This is a genomic window from Rhodoferax sp. (assembly GCF_030646845.1).
Taxonomy (GTDB): Bacteria; Pseudomonadota; Gammaproteobacteria; order Burkholderiales; family Burkholderiaceae_C; genus Rhodoferax.
Genome location: NZ_JAUSLE010000007.1, coordinates 138,347 through 157,379, shown reverse-complemented (window position 1 = coordinate 157,379; position 19,033 = coordinate 138,347). Strand labels below are relative to the sequence as shown.

At 62.0% G+C, this 19,033-nt stretch carries 20 protein-coding genes; 10 read left to right on the top strand and 10 right to left on the bottom strand.

What is annotated here, in order from left to right; all coding sequences use genetic code 11:
- Positions 1-75 precede the first annotated feature (75 nt).
- From Q7T10_RS02530 to Q7T10_RS02500, 7 genes are all read right to left on the bottom strand, one after another.
- Positions 76-681 (bottom strand): iron transporter, encoded by a 606-nt coding sequence (locus Q7T10_RS02530; protein WP_304745550.1) that lies wholly within the window; start codon positions 679-681, stop codon positions 76-78.
- 165 nt (positions 682-846) lie between these two features.
- Positions 847-1,188, bottom strand: a complete 342-nt coding sequence (locus Q7T10_RS02525) for a hypothetical protein (protein WP_304745548.1) — start codon at positions 1,186-1,188, stop codon at positions 847-849.
- Between the two features lie 196 nt (positions 1,189-1,384).
- On the bottom strand, positions 1,385-1,738 hold the full coding sequence (locus Q7T10_RS02520; RefSeq protein WP_304745545.1) for a copper-binding protein: 354 nt from the start codon (positions 1,736-1,738) through the stop codon (positions 1,385-1,387).
- Positions 1,739-1,824: 86 nt separating this feature from the next.
- Entirely contained in the window at positions 1,825-2,304 is a 480-nt protein-coding gene (locus Q7T10_RS02515; protein ID WP_304745543.1) for a cupredoxin family protein, read from the bottom strand.
- A gap of 39 nt (positions 2,305-2,343) precedes the next feature.
- Positions 2,344-3,765, bottom strand: coding sequence for a multicopper oxidase family protein (locus Q7T10_RS02510; RefSeq protein WP_304745541.1), 1,422 nt, complete (start codon positions 3,763-3,765; stop codon positions 2,344-2,346).
- A 72-nt stretch (positions 3,766-3,837) separates the two neighbouring features.
- A complete protein-coding gene (locus Q7T10_RS02505; RefSeq protein WP_304745539.1) occupies positions 3,838-5,274 on the bottom strand; it encodes a TolC family protein in 1,437 nt (478 codons plus the stop codon).
- The gene (locus tag Q7T10_RS02500; RefSeq protein WP_304745537.1) at positions 5,271-5,579 is read right to left on the bottom strand and encodes a hypothetical protein; all 309 of its coding nucleotides are present in this window, start codon (positions 5,577-5,579) and stop codon (positions 5,271-5,273) included. Before Q7T10_RS02500 ends, Q7T10_RS02505 begins: the two co-directional genes overlap by 4 nt.
- A gap of 421 nt (positions 5,580-6,000) precedes the next feature.
- Here Q7T10_RS02500 and Q7T10_RS02495 point away from each other — a divergent pair, with 421 nt between their 5' ends.
- The 9 genes from Q7T10_RS02495 to Q7T10_RS02455 all read left to right on the top strand — a co-directional run bounded on the left by Q7T10_RS02495 (position 6,001) and on the right by Q7T10_RS02455 (position 13,572).
- Complete coding sequence (locus Q7T10_RS02495) at positions 6,001-6,159, top strand: hypothetical protein (protein WP_304745535.1); 159 nt, start codon at positions 6,001-6,003, stop codon at positions 6,157-6,159.
- Positions 6,160-6,312: 153 nt separating this feature from the next.
- A complete protein-coding gene (locus Q7T10_RS02490) occupies positions 6,313-6,879 on the top strand; it encodes a restriction endonuclease (protein WP_304745533.1) in 567 nt (188 codons plus the stop codon).
- 174 nt (positions 6,880-7,053) lie between these two features.
- On the top strand, positions 7,054-8,094 hold the full coding sequence (locus Q7T10_RS02485; RefSeq protein WP_304745531.1) for an AI-2E family transporter: 1,041 nt from the start codon (positions 7,054-7,056) through the stop codon (positions 8,092-8,094).
- A 216-nt stretch (positions 8,095-8,310) separates the two neighbouring features.
- Positions 8,311-9,930, top strand: a complete 1,620-nt coding sequence (locus tag Q7T10_RS02480; protein WP_304745528.1) for an oleate hydratase — start codon at positions 8,311-8,313, stop codon at positions 9,928-9,930.
- Positions 9,931-9,990: 60 nt separating this feature from the next.
- The gene (locus Q7T10_RS02475; RefSeq protein WP_304745526.1) at positions 9,991-10,662 is read left to right on the top strand and encodes a metalloregulator ArsR/SmtB family transcription factor; all 672 of its coding nucleotides are present in this window, start codon (positions 9,991-9,993) and stop codon (positions 10,660-10,662) included.
- Positions 10,663-10,690: 28 nt separating this feature from the next.
- On the top strand, positions 10,691-11,041 hold the full coding sequence (locus tag Q7T10_RS02470; protein ID WP_304745524.1) for a DsrE/DsrF/TusD sulfur relay family protein: 351 nt from the start codon (positions 10,691-10,693) through the stop codon (positions 11,039-11,041).
- An 80-nt stretch (positions 11,042-11,121) separates the two neighbouring features.
- Positions 11,122-11,790 carry an MBL fold metallo-hydrolase gene (locus tag Q7T10_RS02465; protein WP_304745522.1) on the top strand — a complete coding sequence of 223 codons (669 nt, stop codon included), beginning with the start codon at positions 11,122-11,124 and terminating at the stop codon, positions 11,788-11,790.
- Positions 11,791-11,792: 2 nt separating this feature from the next.
- Positions 11,793-13,082 (top strand): MFS transporter, encoded by a 1,290-nt coding sequence (locus Q7T10_RS02460; protein ID WP_304745520.1) that lies wholly within the window; start codon positions 11,793-11,795, stop codon positions 13,080-13,082.
- Positions 13,083-13,110: 28 nt separating this feature from the next.
- The gene (locus tag Q7T10_RS02455; RefSeq protein ID WP_304745518.1) at positions 13,111-13,572 is read left to right on the top strand and encodes a rhodanese-like domain-containing protein; all 462 of its coding nucleotides are present in this window, start codon (positions 13,111-13,113) and stop codon (positions 13,570-13,572) included.
- Positions 13,573-13,754: 182 nt separating this feature from the next.
- On the opposite strand, the gene hemH is transcribed toward Q7T10_RS02455, so the two are convergent.
- Entirely contained in the window at positions 13,755-14,864 is a 1,110-nt protein-coding gene (gene hemH / locus Q7T10_RS02450; RefSeq protein WP_304745516.1) for a ferrochelatase, read from the bottom strand.
- On the opposite strand from hemH, the gene Q7T10_RS02445 reads away from it, so the two are divergent.
- Positions 14,863-15,594 (top strand): HAD family hydrolase, encoded by a 732-nt coding sequence (locus Q7T10_RS02445; protein ID WP_304745514.1) that lies wholly within the window; start codon positions 14,863-14,865, stop codon positions 15,592-15,594. The two genes, hemH and Q7T10_RS02445, sit on opposite strands and share 2 nt — an antisense overlap.
- Positions 15,595-15,610: 16 nt before the next feature.
- Here the strand turns inward: Q7T10_RS02445 and Q7T10_RS02440 are convergent, their stop codons facing one another.
- Together Q7T10_RS02440 and Q7T10_RS02435 are read right to left on the bottom strand one after the other, a co-directional pair.
- Positions 15,611-16,489 carry a transglutaminase family protein gene (locus Q7T10_RS02440; RefSeq protein WP_304745512.1) on the bottom strand — a complete coding sequence of 293 codons (879 nt, stop codon included), beginning with the start codon at positions 16,487-16,489 and terminating at the stop codon, positions 15,611-15,613.
- A gap of 100 nt (positions 16,490-16,589) precedes the next feature.
- Positions 16,590-19,007, bottom strand: a complete 2,418-nt coding sequence (locus Q7T10_RS02435; RefSeq protein WP_304745510.1) for a penicillin acylase family protein — start codon at positions 19,005-19,007, stop codon at positions 16,590-16,592.
- Positions 19,008-19,033: the final 26 nt, after the last annotated feature.

Genomic DNA, 19,033 nt, shown 5'->3' with positions numbered 1-19,033 from the left:
GTTTCTCCCGTAAAAATGTTGAGGTTTCATCGCAATTGCCAGTGCGAGCCTAATGAGGCAGGCCATGACAGGCATTCAGCGGCCAGTCTGAGAAACTTCCGTCACCTTGCCATCCGCAAGTCTGAAGTGAAACTTCGCGCTCACCGCCTTGGACCACAGGTCTTTGTCCTTCAATTCACGTTGGAATGTTGGCACATCAACCGTCACCGTGGCGGCGTAGGTGCCGTCACCCAGGAGCGCGCTGTTGGCCGAATAGTGGAGGCCGCTGCTGCCCCACATCGGCGGCAAGGACAAGGTGGTCGTCTTGCCAGTCTCCTTGTGTGTCGCTGCAAAGTTTATGTTTGCGTAGGGAATGCGGGTCTTGGTCTGCGGGTCCGTCAGCTTCAGTTCTACGTGGTAGCGTTCGTCGGCGCTGGGCGTGTGTGCATCCCACGTGGGCGGATTGCCCATTGGCATCCACATCGGCTCCGAGCCTTCGAGTTCCAACTGGAAGACCATGTTGCCTGTTGCAGTGCGGCCGATAAGCACGGCTTTCTTTACAGGGTCGGCCGCTACAGCCAGGGTCTTGACTATAGGTTCGGCAGACTGGGGGGCATTGTCTTTTGTACCATTTTGTTTGGTCTGCGGAGCGATTTGCGCCCATGAACCGGCGCAGGCTGCGGCAAGCGCATAAGTCAACATGGTCCGATGAAGAGGTGACATGGTGAGCTCCAATCGTGGAAGTCAATATGAAGGAAAGATGGAAGAGATAGAACCAGTGCCGGATGGCCTGTCGGCCCTCCGGCGGTAAGACGCAGGCACGGCCAAACGGACTAAGCCGCGCAGCGACACGCCCGGTTCAAGGGATCAAATAGTCAGCCGCAGAAAGCGGATGAAGACAGGTCGCTCCGCCAGGGGCGGATCATCGACGGCTACCATGGGGAATGGGCGATCGGCCGACAAGGACGCCACCCACCACAGCGATACCAGCGCATGAGCAACATCCAGGTGCACAGGCGCGTCGGTTTGTTGTTTGACCACGCCCGTCTGTTCGGCTGCGCAAAAATCCTGGCAGGCCATCTTTGCGGGCGACGTGTGGTGGTCGCCAGCTTCCTGGTGGCTGAGGTGACCGTGGCGGGCATGGTCTTCTTGCACCTGACAGGCGTTGGCAAAACCCGTGCCCAGAGCCAGCAGCCAAACGAACAGCATCACAGCGGCTGTGAATCGTGTTTTGCGATGGCTGAAAAAAGACTTCATCATAGGTGGAGGCAGTCAAATGACGCCACAAACCACATTAGCTGAAATCCCAATCATTGGCAACTGCTTCCAAGTTGGTTCACTGCAGAATACCTGCCGTTTATTGATGAATCTCAACATCTGGATCACCTGGTCTACGGCCGTTTGATCAGTTCGCCGGCTGGATGTCTGTCGCCAGATACTTCCCGTTCTCGGTCTCGGCCCGGAAGCGCACCTTGTCGCCGACCTTGACCGTGTCCAACAGGGCCTTGTCTTTCACCTGAAATACCATGGTCATGCCGGGCATATCCAGGTTCTTGATCGGACCATGCTTGAGCGTGATCTTGCCATTCTCCTTGTCGATCTTTCGCACCTCGCCGTCCGTCAGGTCGGTCAGGTCGGACGCCGCAGTCTGAACTGCGACCGGGTGATGGCTCTCATGTTCGCTGGCCGTTTGCGCCATGCCGGGGCCGGCCAGTGCCAAGGAGGCCAGCAGCAGAAGGGCAGTAACAGGTTTCTTCATAACAGTGTTCTTTCAATAACAGGATGGATAAATGGCGCCGGTGCGATTCACTTTGACCGCCTGCACGGCGCAAGGTTCATGGCCGCTTACTTTGCCGGTGCGACCTTGATCGAACCTTTCATGCCAGCGTCGTAATGCCCCGGGTGCAGGCAGGCAAAGTCCACCGGACCCGCCTTCGTGAACTGCCAGATCACCTCGCCCGTCTGGCCCGGTGCCACGGTGACCATGTTGGGTTCAGCATGCTCCATCTCCGGGAACTTTTTCATCACTTCGTAGTGCTCTTGGAGATCCTTTACTTTTCCCAGGACGAATTCGTGCTTGAGCTGGCCAGAGTTTTTAACGACAAAACGAATCGTCTCACCCCGTTTGACCGTGAGCTTCGCCGGTGTGAAGCGCATGGTGTCTGCCATGTCGACCTGGACCGTGCGACTCACCCTGGCCGCCTGGCCGGGTTGGCCAATGGCAGATTCGTCGTGGCCGTGACCGCCCGCATGGGAGCCCGCCGCGGTGGCGGCTGCAGCGAACCAGGCGGTGGCGAGCGTCACCCATATGTTGCGTGTTTTCAAAATATTTCCTTTGGGTTGGTAACAATGTGAACTGATCATTCAGTGATCGGCATGTTTGCTCTTGGCTTGCGGCTTGCGCACCTGAACTTCGATTTCTTTTGCGGGCATGTTCTGCGCGGGCATCATGTGCCCACCGCCCGACTGAGTGCGGGCTGGCTCAGTCAGCGCGCCAGTCCATTCATAGGCCACGGTGCCGGCAGGGTGCTTGTACCAGCCAGGGTCCTTGTAGTCGCCAGGTTTCTGATCTTTTCGCACCTTGAGCACGCTGAACATGCCACCCATCTCAACGCTGCCAAACGGGCCTTGGCCGGTCATCATCGGCACCGTGTTGTCCGGGATCGGCATTTCCATTTCGGTCATGTCGGCCATGCCGCGTTCGCCCATCACCATGTAGTCCGGGATCAGCTTGCTGATTTTTTTGGCCACTCCACGGTGGTCCACACCGATCATCGTGGGCACGTTGTGACCCATCGCGTTCATGGTGTGGTGGCTCTTGTGGCAGTGAAAGGCCCAATCGCCTTCTTCGTCCGCCACAAAGTCGATCTGCCGCATCTGCCCCACGGCCACATCCGTCGTAACCTCAGGCCAGCGCGCACTTTTGGGTGTTGGCCCGCCGTCGGTGCCGGTGACAACGAACTCATGGCCATGCACATGAATCGGATGATTCGTCATCGTCAGGTTGCCGATGCGGATGCGCACCTTGTCATTCAGCCTGACGTTGAGGGGATCAATGCCCGGGAAGATGCGGCTGTTCCACGACCACAGGTTGAAGTCGAGCATGGTCATGATTTTGGGCGTGTAGCTGCCCGGGTCGATGTCGTAGGCATTGAGCAGGAAGCAGAAATCCCGGTTGACCTCATCGATCAGTGGGTGCCTGGCCTTCGGATGGGTAATCCACAGGCCCATCATGCCCATGGCCATCTGCGTCATCTCATCCGCATGCGGGTGGTACATGAAGGTGCCGGGGCGACGCGCGACAAACTCGTAGACAAAGGTCTTGCCCGGTTGAATGGCCGGCTGCGTCAGGCCAGACACGCCGTCCATGCCATTGGGCAGGCGCTGGCCATGCCAGTGCACGCTGGTGTGCTCGGGCAGCTTGTTGGTGACGAAAATGCGCACGCGGTCGCCCTCGACCACTTCGATGGTCGGGCCGGGTGACTGGCCGTTGTAGCCCCACAGGTGGGCTTTCATTCCGGGCGCCATCTCGCGCACCACCGGCTCCGCCACCAGGTGAAACTCCTTGACGCCGCTGTTCATGCGCCAGGGCAACGTCCAGCCGTTGAGTGTGACCACCGGGTTGTAGGGGCGACCGGTGTTGGGGACCAGTGGCGGCATGGTGTCCGCGCTGGTTTGCAGCACCGGCTCAGGCAGGGCCGCCATGGCCACCCGGCTGACGGCAGCCGCGGCAACGGCGCCTCCCGCCAAGCCAGCCGTTCTAAAAAATTGTCGTCTTGAATTCATCGGGATTGCTTTCGGATGGGTTTTGAACCGCCGCACGCGTGACGCGCAACAGCTTCGCGCTGCAGACTGGGGTCAATGGGCCGCATCGCCACCTCCCGATCCAGTTGAGGTCATGGCGCCGACGGAAGCGCTGGTCGGCTTGCCCATCTGGGACGCCTGCAGTGCCGCATCCGCCAGCCAGAACTGCTGTTCGGCCGCGATGGCGGCCATGACGCTGCCAATCTGATCCCTGGTATCGGCCAGCAGTTCGAACACGCCGATCAGCATGCCGTTGTAGCGAAGCAGGTTTTCTTCGGCAATCGTCTTGCGCAAGGGCACGACCTCGTCGCGGTAGTGCCGGGCAACGTCGTAAGCGGTGCGGTAGGCGGAGTAACTCTCACGCAGGTTCGAGCCCGCTGCCCGCAGCGTGGCCTCCAGCCGGTTGGCTGCCGCCAGCGTCTGCGCATTCATGGCGTCGCGACGCAGGCCGCCTCCATCAAACAGCGGCAATCTGACGCTGACTTCATAGCCGTTGCGTGGGGTGCTGGTGCCGGCGGCGTTGTCGAACACCGTGTCGCGTCGCACGCCGAGCTCGATGTCCGCCAGGCTGGTCAACCGGTTCAGTCCCTGGCTTGTGGCCGCCGACTCAAACGCCGATTGCGCCAATTTGATATCCAGGCGCCCGGCACTGGCCACCTTGCCAGCGTCCTCCGGGCTGCGGGGGACCTTCGGCAAATCCGGCAGCCTGGCTGGCAATTTGAGTTGCCGGGCCTGATCATCCGTCAGGCCGAGGAACCGTACCAGGCTTTCACGGGTGGCTGTCATCGCATGCTGGGCTGCGGCCAGTTGCGTCGCGGCATCCGCGTAAAACACCTGCTGGCGCGCACGTTGCAGCCTGGTGAAGTTCCCGACCGATTCCATGCGACGCGCGAGTTCAGCGCTGGCCTGTGCCGCATCAAGCACCTGCTGCGCATAGCGCAGGTTTTGCTGTGCCGCGACGGACTTGACCCAGGCCTGGCGCACCTGCGTCACCTGGTCGACTACCTCGGTGGTCAGCTGCAGCTGGGCCTGCGCGATTCCGCGCTGTGCGATGCCATGGCGCTTTGGCAGGGTCAGCAGATCGAGCAGGCCGAAGCTGAGCAGACGGCCCAACTCAAGCTCGTCGCCGAAGGTGACGCGCTCAAAAGTGAAAATCGGATTGGTGATGCGCCCGGACTGTGCGGCATTGGCGGCATCTGACCAGTTCTGCGCCAGCAGCGCCTGCAGGGCGGGACTGTTCACCAGCGCGAGTTCAACGGCCGCACTCTGGGTCAGTGGCTGCGCCAGCAGTCGTGTTGCCGCACGCTCACGCGTAGCGCGTTGCTCCTCGGTCTGCGCTAGTGCCAGGTGGCCCTGCGTGAAGGCAGCGGCGTCCTGATTCGCCTGGGCAACCGAATCGTCGAAGTTGACGCTGGCACAGCCCGACAGAACGACGATGGATATCGCAGCAACCAGCGACCTGACGCGCCCAACCACTCGGGGCCGCATCATGGCTTGGCTCCCGTTGCGCCCGAAGCGGGTGCCGTCACGGGCTCGGGCTGGCTGGCTTCCCTGGCATAGGCGCGCCAGCCACCAATCTGGTCGACCTTGTCATTCGCCTCACGCCAGGAAGCGACGGGCTGCTCACTGTAGGCGCGGTAATCGGCAAAGGCGGACCGGTAACTGAGCGTGACCGGAGCTGACGCAGCGCTGCTGCGATCAGGCGTTGCCGGCGCCGCGCCGGGCTGTGCGAACGCCATCGGCAGGACCACCGCCAGTCCCACGGGCATGAACCGGTGAAGGGGGAATGAATACATGAAATTCTCGCGTCATCACATTGCGGAGATCGTCAGAAGAAGACTCCCGACGATACGGATGGAGAGCAACGTCGTGTTTCAGTTGGGCGTTGCGCAGGCATGCGCAAGCTACGACTGAACCGACCCGTCGCTAGACGATGAATTGTTGAGGCGGTCGGTCCAGCCCGCCAAGAGCGGGGGACAGATGATGAGAGGTGAGATCGGGGAAGTCGGCCGCCTGCACCAGTGGCGCTACGTCAAGGACGACTTCAGTTGTCAACGCGGCACCAAGACAGCAGGGTCCGCAGGCATTGCATTTGAATTTTTCAGCCGCTTCATGAGACGGCACACCAGAGCCGGTTTGAGCTTGCGCCACCTCGCCCGTGCCCGCTTGTTGGGCTGACGCCGCAGGAGTTTCGTGATACCCGGATGGGTGGTCACCATGAAGATGCTGCAATTTCTCTTGAGTGGCGATGACCTGCGTTGCGGCGCCGTAAAGGCTCTCGTGGTGGACCCCGCAGACGAGCATGGTGGCAGCCGCAAACCCTTGCAGAGGCAAGGCCACGAGCAACAGGCACGTCAACAGAAATCGCCAGACTGATCCACACATGGGCGGATTAAAGCATGAATGGGCAAATTTCAGCCTTCAGTCTGTCTGGAAAACACTCGCTGTCGGAGGGACTTTTCATCCGGGCACGTACACTTCGGCACCGCATTGGGATGCGGCTCAACAGGCAGGAATATGAAGCTGAAGATGTCCAAAAACTCGCTGTTTGCGATTTTGCTGCGCTCGCCGTGGTGGATCAGCATGGTGCTGGTGGCCGTATTTGCCCTGGCGTCTGGCGCCTTGCTGCCCGCGCCCTATGTCCCCTTTGGGGTGATGGGTGCATTGCCCTTTTTCGTGATCGGCATCATCGCGGCATGGCGGCAGTGGCACGCGCCCAGCCCGGCCCGCGTGGCCGAGGCGCTCGGGCGAGCCGGTGCGATGTCATGGCGCGAATTCGCCAGTGCGATTGAGCAGGCCTTTGGTCGCCAGGGCTATGCCGTCACGCGGCTGAACAGTGCGGCGGCTGACTTCCGTCTGGTCAAGGGCGAACGCATCACCGTGGTGAGTGGCAAACGCTGGAAGGCCGCGAGCCACGGCGTCGATGCGCTGCGCGACCTGGTGGCGGCACAAGAGGCGCAAGGCGCGCATCAAAGCATTTACATCAGTCTGGGCGAGGTGACTGACAATGCCCGCCGCTTTGCCCAGGCGCAGGGTATTGAGCTGATATCCGGGAACGCTCTGGCGCAACTGATGTCTGATAAAAACAGCCTCTAGCCCACGTAGAATAAGCGCTATATGCTATCAAAGATGTAGCGAGTGTGAAGTGTTATCTGCCTTCACCACAACTTGCCGGAACGATGCCATGCCCCTGCCAATGAAAAGACCAATGCTGCTCGCGGTGATCCCTCGGGCCAGCGTCAAGCCAATCCGGCTGGAGGCGTACTGATCATGCGGGAACTGACTGGCAGCTCCCTGACCCGGCTGGTACTGCTGGGCCTGTTTCTTGCCTTGCTGGGTGTCGGTGTGGCCGTGGTGCTGGCACCTTTTGTCGTCGCGATGCTGTGGGCGGGAATCCTCGCGTTCGCCTCCTGGCCGCTGTATGTCCGCCTGCTGCGCAGCCTCGGTGGCCGCGCCTGGCCCGCCGCGCTGTGCATGACCCTGTTCATGTCCGCCGTCGTGGTGCTGCCCACGCTGTGGTTGCTGTTGCTGCTGCGCGCCGATGTCGGGCAACTGGCCGACCATCTGGCGGCGGAACTGGCGGCCGGTCGCCTGCGGGCTCCCGCTTTTGTGGGCAATCTGCCGGTGATCGGGCCGGACATCGCCACATGGCTCCAGGCTGTGCTGGCCGAACCCGCGCGCCTGAAGGCGGAACTCAAGGCCCTGTTTGGCAGACTGGACACCGAGGCGCTGGCGCTGATCGGCGGGGTGGGGAAGAATCTGGCCAAGTTGGCGTTCGCCCTGTTCACCCTGTTCTTCGTCTACCTGAATGGGTTGAGCCTGGTGGAGCAGGCGCGCACCATCCTCAAGGCCTGGCTGGCTGAACGCGCCGAAGGCTATATCGAAGCGGTGGCGAGTACCACGCGTGCCGTCGTGTACGGCATTCTGCTGACTGCGCTGGTGCAGGGCGCGGTTGCCGGCCTGGGCTATTGGGTGGCCGGGGTGGCTGCGCCGGTCACACTGACTGCGGTGACCGTGCTGGTGGCACTGGTTCCCTTCGGTACCCCGCTGGTGTGGGGATCGGTCGCTGTCTGGTTGCTTCTCACCGGCCAGACGGTGGCCGGTGTTGGCCTGCTGCTGTGGGGTGGTCTGGTGGTGTCCTGGGTGGACAACATCGTGCGACCTGTGATGCTTTCCAGGGCGGGGAATATCCCGTTCATCCTGGCGCTGTTCGGGGTGCTTGGGGGACTCGCCGCCTTCGGCATGGTCGGCCTGTTCCTTGGCCCGGTGATCCTGGCCGTGGCCCTGGCCGTATGGCGCGAATGGCTGTAGCGCAATTCTGAGCGGCGGCCCGCCATCCCGGTTGCCGGGACAAACGAATCGAGACAGATGTCTCTGCTGTTGACATTGCGCAAAATGGCGCTGGCCAACATCGCTCATCCTTGAAAACCGGCGCCCGGATGGTCGAAACTGACATCCGCAGTGGGGCAGCTTGCCGTCTCGGGCCTAACCGGATACCGGTCATCCAGAACTCGAATGGAGATGCTCATGTCTGGCACCACCAACACGGCGGCCAAGGAGGCCCCGGCGACCGGCGCGCGTCACGGTATCCAGGCATACCTGGTCGGCGGCGGCATTGCCTCGCTGGCCGCTGCCGCCTACCTCATTCGCGATGGCCACGTGCCGGGACACAACATCCACATCCTTGAGCAGTCGCAGCTTGGCGGCAGTCTGGACGCAAGCGGCTCGGCCGCGCAGGGGTATTCGATGCGCGGCAGCCGGATGTTCGGCCCGGCCTATGTCCTCACCTACGACCTGCTGGCGGGCATACCGTCGCTCGACGATCCAACCAAGTCGGTGACCGAAGACACTTTCGAATTCTGGCTGTCGGATCCGTGGTTCGACCGGGCGCGCCTGGTCGAGAACGGCAACGTCGTGGACGTCTCGTCCTGGGGCTTTGTCAACAAGGACCGGGTGGACCTGATTGAATTGATGCTGCGGCCCGAGGAGGTGCTGGGTGCGAGGCGCATTGACGAGTGCTTCGAGCCCCACTTTTTCGAGACCAACTTCTGGCGCATGTGGTCCAGCATGTTCGGATTCGAGACCTGGCACAGCGCGGTCGAGTTGCGGCGCTACTTGCTGCGCTTTCTGAGACTCTTTCCGGATCTGGAGACGATGCAGATCATCCAGTCCACCCGGTATTGCGGCTACGACTCCATCATTCGGCCGCTGCTGCGTTGGCTGGAGGGATGCGGCGTGCAGTTTGATACCGGCGTGCAGGTGACCGACCTGCATTTCGTCCCCGCCAACGGCAGCAAGGCCGTGCGGCGCATTGCCTGTGTTCGTGACGGCAGGTCGAACGACATTGATGTTGGGGAGAGCGATCTGGTCATCGCCACCCTCGGCTCCATGACGGCCGACTCCAGCCTGGGCTCGATGAGCGCGGCCCCGGCTTTGAAGAACGAGCGGGCCGGGGGCGCATGGGCGTTGTGGGAGCGGCTCGCGGCAAAAGACCCCGCGTTCGGTCGGCCGTCCGTCTTCTGCGGCCAGGTCGATCAGACCAAGTGGGTGACCTTCACGGTGACGGACGCCGACGAGACGTTCGTCAAGCTGATGGCGCGCTTCAGTGCCAGCCCGCCTGGCTGCGGCGGGCTGGTGACGCTCAAGGGCTCCAGCTGGGGCCTGACTTTTCATCTGTACCACCCGCCGGCCTATGCGGATCAACCGGAAGGGGTCTTTGTCTGGTGGGGCTACGGCCTGTTCCCGGACCGGGCCGGCGACTTTGTGAGCAAGAAGATGTCCGAATGCAACGGGCGTGAGATCCTGGTCGAGGTCTTTTCCCATCTTGGGTTCCAGGGCGACATGGCGGCACTGCTGGCGACTTCGATCTGCATCCCCTGCCTGTTGCCGTACACGACGAGCCAGTTCATGCCGCGCGCCCGGGGCGACCGACCCGAGGTGGTGCCGGCCGGCACGGTCAATCTGGCGTTCATCGGCCAGTACTGTGAAATTCCCGATGACGTGGTCTACACCGTCGAGTACTCCGTTCATTCGGCGCGGCTGGCGGTCGCCTCGCTGTTCGGATTCGCCCATGACATCCCCGAAACGTACAAGGGCCTGGCGCATCCCAACGCGCTGGTGGAGGCGATGAAGATGATCCTGCGCTAATGCGTAAGGGCAATGCCAACGCCTATTGTCTATCATTCGTTTTATCATTAGAATGAGCGAATGGAAAAAAGAACCCTGAAAGATCTGCTGTACGAACAAGTTGCCCGCATCGGCAAGGCTGTTTCCAGCCCGAAGCGGCTGGAGCTCCTGGACTTGCTGGCCCAGGGCGAAAAAAACGTCGAGGTGCTGGCAACCGAGTTGTCGGCCGACATCAAGCTCATCAGCGCCCATCTGAAGTCGTTGAGGGATGCGCGTCTGGTCACCTCCCGTCGCGAGGGCAAGTACGTGATCTATCGGCTTACCGGCGGTGACGTGGCGGGCCTCTGGGTCACCTTGCGGCAGGTGGCCGAAGAGCATTTGCTGGAGTTGAGGCTGGCGCTGGACCAGATGGTGGCGGATCCGGCCAAGCTCGCCTCAATCGGCCGTGAGGCCCTGCTGGAACAGGCCAGGCGGGGCAACGTCATCGTCATCGACGTTCGTCCACAAGCCGAGTACGAGGCGGCGCATCTGCCTTTTGCCCGCTCGATGCCCGTGGCCGAGATCGAAAAACGGCTCGCCGAACTGCCAACCGACAAGGACATCGTTGCCTATTGCCGCGGCCCCTTCTGTTTGCTGTCTGACGAAGCCGTGGCTTTGCTGGCAGCCAAGGGCTATCGGGTCAGCAAGATCTTTGACGGCGTCAGCGAGTGGCAGGCCGCTGGGCTGCCGGTGCAGGCCTCGACCCCGCAATAAATCCGTCACTCTCTCAAGGAGGCAAGCCATGAGTTCCCTGCTCTTTATCCTGAACGACGCGCCTTACGGCAACGAGCGCGCCTACAACGCGCTGCGTCTGGCCGGCGCACTTGCCAGCAAGGAGGGTCAGCATGTGCGCCTGTTTTTGCTGGCCGACGCAGTCGGGTGCGCCAAGGCTGGACAGAAAGTGCCCGAGGGTTACTACAACATTCAGTTGATGCTCGGCAAGGTCCTGCGCAACGGCGAAGTCGCGCTGTGCGGCACCTGCATGGACGCACGTGGCATCGCCGAGTCGGAAGTGATCGAGGGTGCCAAGCGCTCGACGCTGGCGCAGCTCGCCGACTGGACGGTGGAAGCCGACAAGGTCCTGGTTTTTTAAGGTTTTGGGAGCGCGCAATGTTTTTCAAACAACTGGCAACTAAAGAGTCTTCACTGTCCTATTTTTTTGGCTGCGGCACCATGGGCAAGTCCATGGCGGTGGATGTCGTCGCCGGCGATGAGGAGTGGTACATCGAGGAGGCGGAAAAGGCGAACGTCACCATCAATTACGTGATCGATACCCACGTCCATGCCGACCATTACTCCGGCGGCAGAAAACTCGCGCAGATGGTCGGTGCACCGTATTGCCTGCACGAATCGGACAAAGGTTTTGTCAAGTTCGAGTTTGAACCATTGCGCGACGGTCAGTCGCTTGACCTCGGCAACGTCAATGTCGAAGTGCTGCATACGCCCGGCCATACGCCAGACAGCATCTGCCTGCTGGTGACTGACAGGCGTCGTGGGGAGTTGCCCTGGTTCGTGCTCACGGGCGATACGCTGTTCGTCGGCTCCATAGGCCGCCCCGATTTACTGGGTCGCGAGCGGGAAATGTCCGCACAGCTTTACGACAGCATCCATTCCAGGTTGCTACATTTGTCCAACGAAGTCGAAATATTTCCCGGCCATCAGGCGGGCAGCGTTTGCGGTGTGGGGCTATCCGGCAAACCGAGTTCGACCATCGGCTTTGAGAAGCGCTGGAACTCGGGCTTGTCGATGAGCAAGGAAGCTTTCGTCGAAAACCTGCTCAAGGAAATTCCGCCGCGCCCTGCCGAGATGGACAGGATGGTCGCGGCGAACATCGCAGCCTGACGATGACGCACGACCACCCGACGCATGGCATACGCGCCAATCTCGATCAGTTCCTGCATCAACTGCTGCAAGTCATGCTGGTGGGTTTCACCATCGGCATGATGCGCACGGTGGTGCCAGCACTGTCCGAATCCGAATTCGGCGTGCCGAAAAACTCTTTCATGTTGCTCACTGCTTTCGTGGTGGCTTTTGGCCTGGTTAAAGGCACACTGAATTTCGTTGCCGGGCGACTGTCGGAACGCATTGGTCGCAAGAAGGTCTTGCTGCTGGGCTGGATTGCGGCACTGCCTATCCCGTTGCTGGTTTATTTTGCGCCTTCGTGGGCATGGATCGTGGCCGCCACCGTCTTGCTCGGCATCAACCAAGGCTTGACCTGGTCAATGACGCAGACGTCCAAGCTGGACATCACCCGCCCCGACCAGCGCGGCCTGACCATCGGCCTGAACGAATTCGCCGGCTACGTGGGACTGGCGCTGGCCGGCATCATCACCGCCTATCTGGCAACCCTGCTCGGTGCGCGTACTGGATTGCTGGTGTTCGGTATGACGACCGTGCTACTCGCCATTCTGCTGACCGCGCTGTGGGTCAAGGACACCTTGCCCTGGGCCAAACTGGAAGCGGCCAGGCACAGCTCCGCATCTTCAACAGGTATGAAGCCGCGCTACCCGACCAACATCAGTGCCAGGCCGACGACGTGGGAAGTGTTCGCGCTCGTGTCGTGGCGCGACAAGCGTCTGGCCGCCATCAGCCAGGCTGGGCTGGTGGAAAAATTTGTCGACGCGCTGGTCTGGGTGTTCTATCCGGTGTTCCTCTACCAGCACGGGCTGAGTCTGCCCGACATCGCCTGGGTCGTTGGCATCTATGGATTCGTCTGGGGTGGATCACAATTTTTCACCGGCAGACTGTCTGACCACATCGGTCGCCACAAGCCCAACGTGTGGGGGATGTGGATCTGCGGTACGGGCGTGGCGATGATGATGTTGCATGAAGGTATGGCATGGTGGTCATTCTCCGCTGCCATCTCCGGCTTCGGCATGGCATTGCTGTACCCGAACCTCTCTGCTGCCGTGGCCGACATCTCTCATCCCAACTGGCGCGGTTCGGCCATCGGCATCTACCGCTTCTGGCGTGACCTTGGTTATGGCGTCGGTGCGCTCGGACTGGGTATCGCGGCGCATTTCAGCGGCTCGGTCGAAGCGGCATTCTGGTTCGTTGCCATCTCCATGTTCTTGTCGGGTGCCTTGCTGTGGCTGCTCGGTGAGGAAACCCATCCGCGGCTCAACCCTGCATGAACTGATTCACTTGAAAGAAATGAAAACCATGAAGAAACTGCTCACGATCACTCTGGCTGCGGCGCTGCTGGGCGCGGCCAGCCTGCCGGCCCGTGCCGACGATACCCAGGCCGTCATCAACGCGATGGAGGCCTATCTGGAGTTCGTTGATTACGGCGGCGCCACCATCTTCCCCGAGCAGATACCGAAGGACGACTGGAAGCGTTTCTTTGTCATCGATGCGCGCGACAAGGCGCAGTTCGGCAAGGAACACATCCCGGGCGCAAGCAATATCGAATGGCGGCAGGTGCTGGCGCAGCGCAAGGTGATTCCGAAAGACAAACCGGTGCTGATCTACTGCAACACCGGCACGCTGTCGGCGCAGGCCGGCTTTGCGCTGCGTGTGGCCGGATACGAGAACGTTCGCATCCTGCAGGGCGGATTTGCCGAGTGGAAAAGTAAGGGTGGCTTTGACGCGGCAGCCAGGGCGACTGGTCCGGCCAAGCACTGATCCTGACAGGTGGGCCCAGAACGGTGACCCAATCGACACCGTTAAAGTAGCTCGGGCTTGCCGTCAGCAAGCGGTCGTCGGTGTTCCGCTGAAACGCTGCGTCTATATATAGAATCGACCTATAGCCCACGTAGAATATGGCTTTATAGCTATACAAACGATAGCTATAAGTGCTTCCAGGCTTATTGACTGGCCCCCAACGCCAGCGCCGCAGCGCGTGACGCTGCCAGTGCCTGCGCGTCGGGCACGGCCTGCGTCGGCCAGCCGGCCAGGTGCTGCTGCGCTACGTCACAAAGAGCCGTGATCCACGCGGCGTCATCGTTCAGACAAGGGATGTAGTGAAACTCCTTGCCGCCGGCGGTCAGGAACGCGTGGCGGCCTTCCATGGCGATTTCTTCCAGCGTCTCCAGGCAGTCGCTGGTGAAGCCGGGGCACACGACATCGACACGCTTGACGCCCCCCTGGCCCATCGCAATCAGGGTGGGCTCGGTATAGGGCTGCAGCCATTTGGCACGGCCCAGGCGCGACTGAAACGTCACCTTGAACTGCTCCCGGGTCAAGCCCAGTTGTTCGGCCAGTAGCCGTGCGGTCTTGAAGCACTCGCAGTGGTAGGGGTCGCCCAGGTGCAGCGTGCGTTCGGGCACACCGTGAAAGCTCATCACCAGCTGATCGGGACGCCCATGCGCCTTCCAGTAGCGGCTGATGCTCTGGGCCAGCGCCTTGATGTAGCCCGGATCGTCGTGGTAGCGGTTGACAAACCGCAGCTCGGGGAGGTTGCGCACCTTGCCAGCCCAGGCGTACACCGCGTCGAACAGGCTGGCCGTGGTGGTACCAGAATACTGCGGGTAGGCCGGCAGAATCAGCACGCGCGTCACGCCTTCGGTTTTGAGCGCATCGAGCTGAGAGGCGATGGAGGTGCTGCCGTAGCGCATGGCGTAGCGCACCTGCACGTCATGCCCGCGCTGGGCCAGCCAGCCCTGCAGCAGCTTGGCCTGTTTTTCAGTCCACACCTTCAGGGGCGAGCCCTCAGGCGTCCAGATGCTGGCGTACTTGGCGGCTGATTTGGCGGGCCGCACCCGCAGGATGATGCCGTGCAGGATTGCCAGCCAGACCAGGCGCGGGATTTCGACGACGCGCGGATCACTCAGGAATTCGCGTAGAAACCGCCGCACGCCGGCGGTGCTGGGCGTGTCGGGCGTGCCCAGGTTGCAGAACAGGACGGCAGTGCGCGGCACCTGGCCATGTTTGAAGGGGGGTTCTTTGGCGAAGGGGCCCGGCTTGAATAAAGTCATGCGCTATTCTCCCGCACCTATGCTGGATATTTCAAAAATCAGGGCAATAACCCTCGACCTGGACGACACCCTGTGGCCGATCTGGCCCACCATTGCGAAAGCGGAGAGTACGCTGGCCGCCTGGCTGGTGCAGCGCGCGCCAGTGGCCGCTGCGCTTGTGGCTGATGCTGAAACGCGTCTGGCGCTGCGTGAGCACGTGGTGCGCACACGCCCTGAGATGGCGCACGATATGAGTTTTCAGCGCCGGGAGTTGATACGTCTGGCGCTGCAGCGCTCAAACGAGGACACCCGGCTGGCGGAACCCGCATTCGAAGTTTTTCTGGCCCAGCGCATGAAGGTTGAGTTTTACGCCGATGCCTTGCCTGCCCTGGTTTTTCTGGCGCAGCGCTTTCCCCTGGTGGCGGTATCCAACGGCAATGCTGACGTGGCCAGGGTAGGTATTGGTTCGCATTTTCATGCCAGCGTGAGCGCCCATGAGCTGGGCGTCGGCAAGCCCGACCCGCGCATCTTCCATGCTGCCGCCGGCACCGCTGGTGTTGCTGCAGACGAGGTGCTGCATGTGGGCGACGATGCCGCGCTGGACGTGCTGGGGGCTTTGGGCGCCGGCATGCAGACGGTGTGGGTCAACCGCAGCGACGATGCGTGGACGCATGACCGCGAGCCGCACGAAACGGTTGCATCGCTGAACGAGTTGTGTGAGTTGCTTGGGGCGGCGCCGGTGCGGCGTTAGCGACCCACCCGCCGGTTTACTGTCGTACCAGTTGTTCGTCGGTGGACAGTCCGTAGGACACATGCTGAGGCACCACCAACACGCCCTGCGCATTGGGGATGGCCTGGATGTGCATCACCGGGGCGGTCCCGGTCACCCCGCCGAACATGGTGGCAAAGGCCGCGTCGGCGGCGTCGCGTCCGGTGCCAAAACGGACAAAGCCCATCGGAATGGCCACACCTGATGGGTCGAACATGTACCAGCGGTCGCCCAGGTAAACCTCGACATAGGCATGAAAGTCGGTCGGTCCCAGGGCCGGGTCGGCGCCAAAATCAATGCCGGTGGCAAAGCGGGCCGGTATGTTGACGGCGCGGCACAGCGCAATCATCAGGTGGGCAAAGTCGCGGCACACGCCCACTTCTTCCACCAGGGTGTCGACCGCCGTGGTATTTCCGGTGGAGGTGTTCGACTGGAAGGTCACACGCTTGGTCACCCAGTCGCGGATGGCCAGCACCCGGCTGTAACCCTGCCACAAATGGCCAAACTCCTTCACCGCCAGCCGGTGCAGCCGGTCTGACTGACAGTAACGGCTGGGATAGATGTAGGGCAGTACCGGCCCCGGCAGATTGGCCACGGCCACTTCATTGAGCTGGTCCGGTGCGGCCGTGTAGTGATCAATATCGACGGTCGCCTCGTAATGCACCATCAGCGGGCCGGCGTTCGCCTTGAGCCGCAGAAACCGGGTATGGGTGACCGGATCGGTGTACAGATTGGATTGCAGGGGCTGGCTGATGACCAGTGCCTCACTCACCACGTTCTGATGCTGGGTTTGCGCGGCGTGGATGCTGAAAATGAAGTCGCAGCCCGGCTCGCTGATCTGGTAATTGAGCTCGATCGAGAATTGCAGTCTGATCATGGGGCGCTTTCAATGGGTGGGTATTGCAGGCAAGCACGCAGGAACCGTGCCCGGTGCCGCTACCCGTGGCCCATTGTGCGGCCAAATCAGCCGTCGCGTGTCAACGCGGGGAGTTTGCTGCGGGGGTGAGCGTCATCGTGCTGCGGGTGTTGGCCGTCACGTCGGCGGCACTCAGGTGCTGCGCCACATAGCCGCCGGCGATGAAGGTTTGCGCCTGGTCCTGGTAGTGCGTGTCAAACAGCACGCCGCTTTGCCCCACCGGGTTGATGCCCAGTGCCTTGCCGGCGTCGGCGAAGTCGATCAGTCGCCGCGTGGACGGGCCATAGCTCACGGCCCAGGGCGCGGGACCGATCGCGCCGGACAGGTTGTTGGGCGTTTCACGCCCGCCCGGTGCGGCAAAGGGCCCGATGTTGAAAAGCCTGTCCAGTGGTTTTTGTGCAGCCAATGGATGGCCATGCGTCAGCGTGTGGGCCTTGCCCCAGCCCCAGCCAGCGGGCTCTTTGCCCAGGGTGAGCTGCAGGTGGTCCATGGTGGCGCGCCAGGCAGCCTTGACGGTGTCGGCGCGGCTTTCGACCGCCGGTGTATTGCGGTTGTCCCACCACGGGGATGTCGCGTCCTCAGCCAGCCGGGGCAAGGCAAAGTCCAGCGCGCGCGTGCCCAGCAGGTTTTTGAACTGCACCGCACCCATTTCATCGGCCATGGCGCTGCGGGCCAGTTCGTACAGGAACTGATTGAAGACGGTGGGGGTGATGCTGTTGACGGTGTGGCTGCCATCCCACGCAAACAGGCTCTCCAGCAGGGCATGTTCGAGCGGATCCGGCACGACCGTGTTCAGCACGGGGAGCAGGGACTTGAGTACCCGCAGGCCATAGCCGTTTTGTGGGTCGAGTTGCACCGACTGGCTGGTTTTGACGTCCCACTTGATTGACGGGTCGCGCAGGCGTTCGTCCAGACGCTGGGCACGGTCGAAGAGGTTGTAGTAGCCGGGAACGGGCACGCCGCTGTTCGGCCTGGGTTGGTGGTTGGCCGAGACGATGTAACCGCGCGCCGGGTTTTCCTCCTGCGGGTTGTCGCTGAAGCGGTAAAAGCCCGTTTTGTCCGCGTCGGCGGTGCTGCCGTCCAGCATGAAGCTGGGGTTGACGTTGTCCGGCCGGATCGGCAGTCTGGCCGCGGCCCACCAGCCGATATTCCCGGCGGCATTGGCCCACACCACGTTCAGACCGGGGGCATGGATTTTGCTGGCGGCGCCGCGGGCTTTCTCCGGCGTATCCGCGCGGTTGAGTTCATAGAAAGCGTCGAGGATCGGGTTCTCTGTCTCCAGAAAAGCCCACCACATGGCGACCGGGGTCTTGCCCAGGCTGTCCTTGAAGGCGTCGGTGATGATGGGCCCGTGCGGTGAGCGCCTCAGGGTGAGCGTGATGGGTGCTGCGCCCTTGACCAGAATCGTCTCTTCGCGGCTTTGCAGGTCGACCCACTGGCCGTGGTACCAGACCTGGTTGGGGTTGTCGGGGTTGGCTTTCTCGGCGATCAGGTCGATGTCGTCATTCTGGAACATGGTCAGGCTCCAGCCGAATTGCTGGTTGTGGCCCAGCAGGGCCATCGGATTCAAGGCCTGGTGATGGCCGTACAACTCGAATCCAGGCGCCGACAGATGCGCCTCGTACCAGACGGAAGGGGCTGAGTAGCCAATGTGCGGGTCACCCGCCAGCAGCGGTTTGCCGCTCGCCGTGCGGCTACCCGACAGTGCCCAGGCGTTGCTGCCCTCGAACTGCGGCAGTCCAGCCATCTCCAGTGCCTCATGACTCAACTGGGCAAGCTGGTCAAGCTTGCCCCAGTCCTGGCTGTTCATGGCCGCCGTCGTGCCCGGCGTCACCACGCCCTCGGGGTGCCAGTCAAGGTCAAACACCTTCAGATAGGCGGCACCGAGTTTGTCCCGCACATGGGTCAGCACCGGCTCGGTGCGAAAGGCGGCGGCGAAGCTGTAGGCCAGATAGCCCGACACGGCCACCGTGTCCTGTGCGGTGAACGGGCGCTTGGGGATACCCAGCAGGTCAAATTCCATCGGCGCGGGGTGGGTGGCCTGGTATTGATTGACGCCGTCCAGATAGGCGTCCAACGCCCGGGCAGCCGGGCTCGTCTTGTCCATGCTGGCGACGTAAGTCTGAGCCCGGGCGCGAATACCGAGCGTGCGAAACAGGCGGTCAACGTCTGCCAGCTTGGGCCCCAGAACCTCGGCCAGCTCCCCCTGCGCCAGGCGGCGCACCATCTCCATCTGGAACAGGCGGTCCTGCGCGTGCACATAGCCCAGCGCGCGGTACAAGTCGGCCTCGTTCTCGGCCCGGATGTGGGGCACGCCCCGTTCGTCGTAGCGCACGCTGACGGGTGCCGTGAGCTGTGTCAGGGTCAAGGACCCCGTGCGCTGCGGCTGCTTGGTGTAGATGTACCAGGCGGCTGCCGCTGCCGCCAGCATGAGCAGCGTGGCGAACAGCAGCGCGGCAATTTTCAGGGTGCGTTTCATCGGGCTGGCTCCTTGTGTTTCTTGCG

Excerpts from the sequence above, each read along its gene's own strand:
- Q7T10_RS02530 (WP_304745550.1), bottom strand. The coding sequence starts at position 681 with ATGTTGACTTATGCGCTTGCCGCAGCCTGCGCCGGTTCATGGGCGCAA.
- Q7T10_RS02525 (WP_304745548.1), bottom strand. The coding sequence starts at position 1,188 with ATGCTGTTCGTTTGGCTGCTGGCTCTGGGCACGGGTTTTGCCAACGCC.
- Q7T10_RS02520 (WP_304745545.1), bottom strand. The coding sequence starts at position 1,738 with ATGAAGAAACCTGTTACTGCCCTTCTGCTGCTGGCCTCCTTGGCACTG.
- Q7T10_RS02510 (WP_304745541.1), bottom strand. The coding sequence starts at position 3,765 with ATGAATTCAAGACGACAATTTTTTAGAACGGCTGGCTTGGCGGGAGGC.
- Q7T10_RS02505 (WP_304745539.1), bottom strand. The coding sequence starts at position 5,274 with ATGATGCGGCCCCGAGTGGTTGGGCGCGTCAGGTCGCTGGTTGCTGCG.
- Q7T10_RS02500 (WP_304745537.1), bottom strand. The coding sequence starts at position 5,579 with ATGTATTCATTCCCCCTTCACCGGTTCATGCCCGTGGGACTGGCGGTG.
- Q7T10_RS02495 (WP_304745535.1), top strand. The coding sequence starts at position 6,001 with ATGAAGATGCTGCAATTTCTCTTGAGTGGCGATGACCTGCGTTGCGGC.
- Q7T10_RS02490 (WP_304745533.1), top strand. The coding sequence starts at position 6,313 with ATGTCCAAAAACTCGCTGTTTGCGATTTTGCTGCGCTCGCCGTGGTGG.
- Q7T10_RS02485 (WP_304745531.1), top strand. The coding sequence starts at position 7,054 with ATGCGGGAACTGACTGGCAGCTCCCTGACCCGGCTGGTACTGCTGGGC.
- Q7T10_RS02480 (WP_304745528.1), top strand. The coding sequence starts at position 8,311 with ATGTCTGGCACCACCAACACGGCGGCCAAGGAGGCCCCGGCGACCGGC.
- Q7T10_RS02475 (WP_304745526.1), top strand. The coding sequence starts at position 9,991 with ATGGAAAAAAGAACCCTGAAAGATCTGCTGTACGAACAAGTTGCCCGC.
- Q7T10_RS02470 (WP_304745524.1), top strand. The coding sequence starts at position 10,691 with ATGAGTTCCCTGCTCTTTATCCTGAACGACGCGCCTTACGGCAACGAG.
- Q7T10_RS02465 (WP_304745522.1), top strand. The coding sequence starts at position 11,122 with ATGGGCAAGTCCATGGCGGTGGATGTCGTCGCCGGCGATGAGGAGTGG.
- Q7T10_RS02460 (WP_304745520.1), top strand. The coding sequence starts at position 11,793 with ATGACGCACGACCACCCGACGCATGGCATACGCGCCAATCTCGATCAG.
- Q7T10_RS02455 (WP_304745518.1), top strand. The coding sequence starts at position 13,111 with ATGAAGAAACTGCTCACGATCACTCTGGCTGCGGCGCTGCTGGGCGCG.
- Q7T10_RS02445 (WP_304745514.1), top strand. The coding sequence starts at position 14,863 with ATGCGCTATTCTCCCGCACCTATGCTGGATATTTCAAAAATCAGGGCA.
- hemH (WP_304745516.1), bottom strand. The coding sequence starts at position 14,864 with ATGACTTTATTCAAGCCGGGCCCCTTCGCCAAAGAACCCCCCTTCAAA.
- Q7T10_RS02440 (WP_304745512.1), bottom strand. The coding sequence starts at position 16,489 with ATGATCAGACTGCAATTCTCGATCGAGCTCAATTACCAGATCAGCGAG.
- Q7T10_RS02435 (WP_304745510.1), bottom strand. The coding sequence starts at position 19,007 with ATGAAACGCACCCTGAAAATTGCCGCGCTGCTGTTCGCCACGCTGCTC.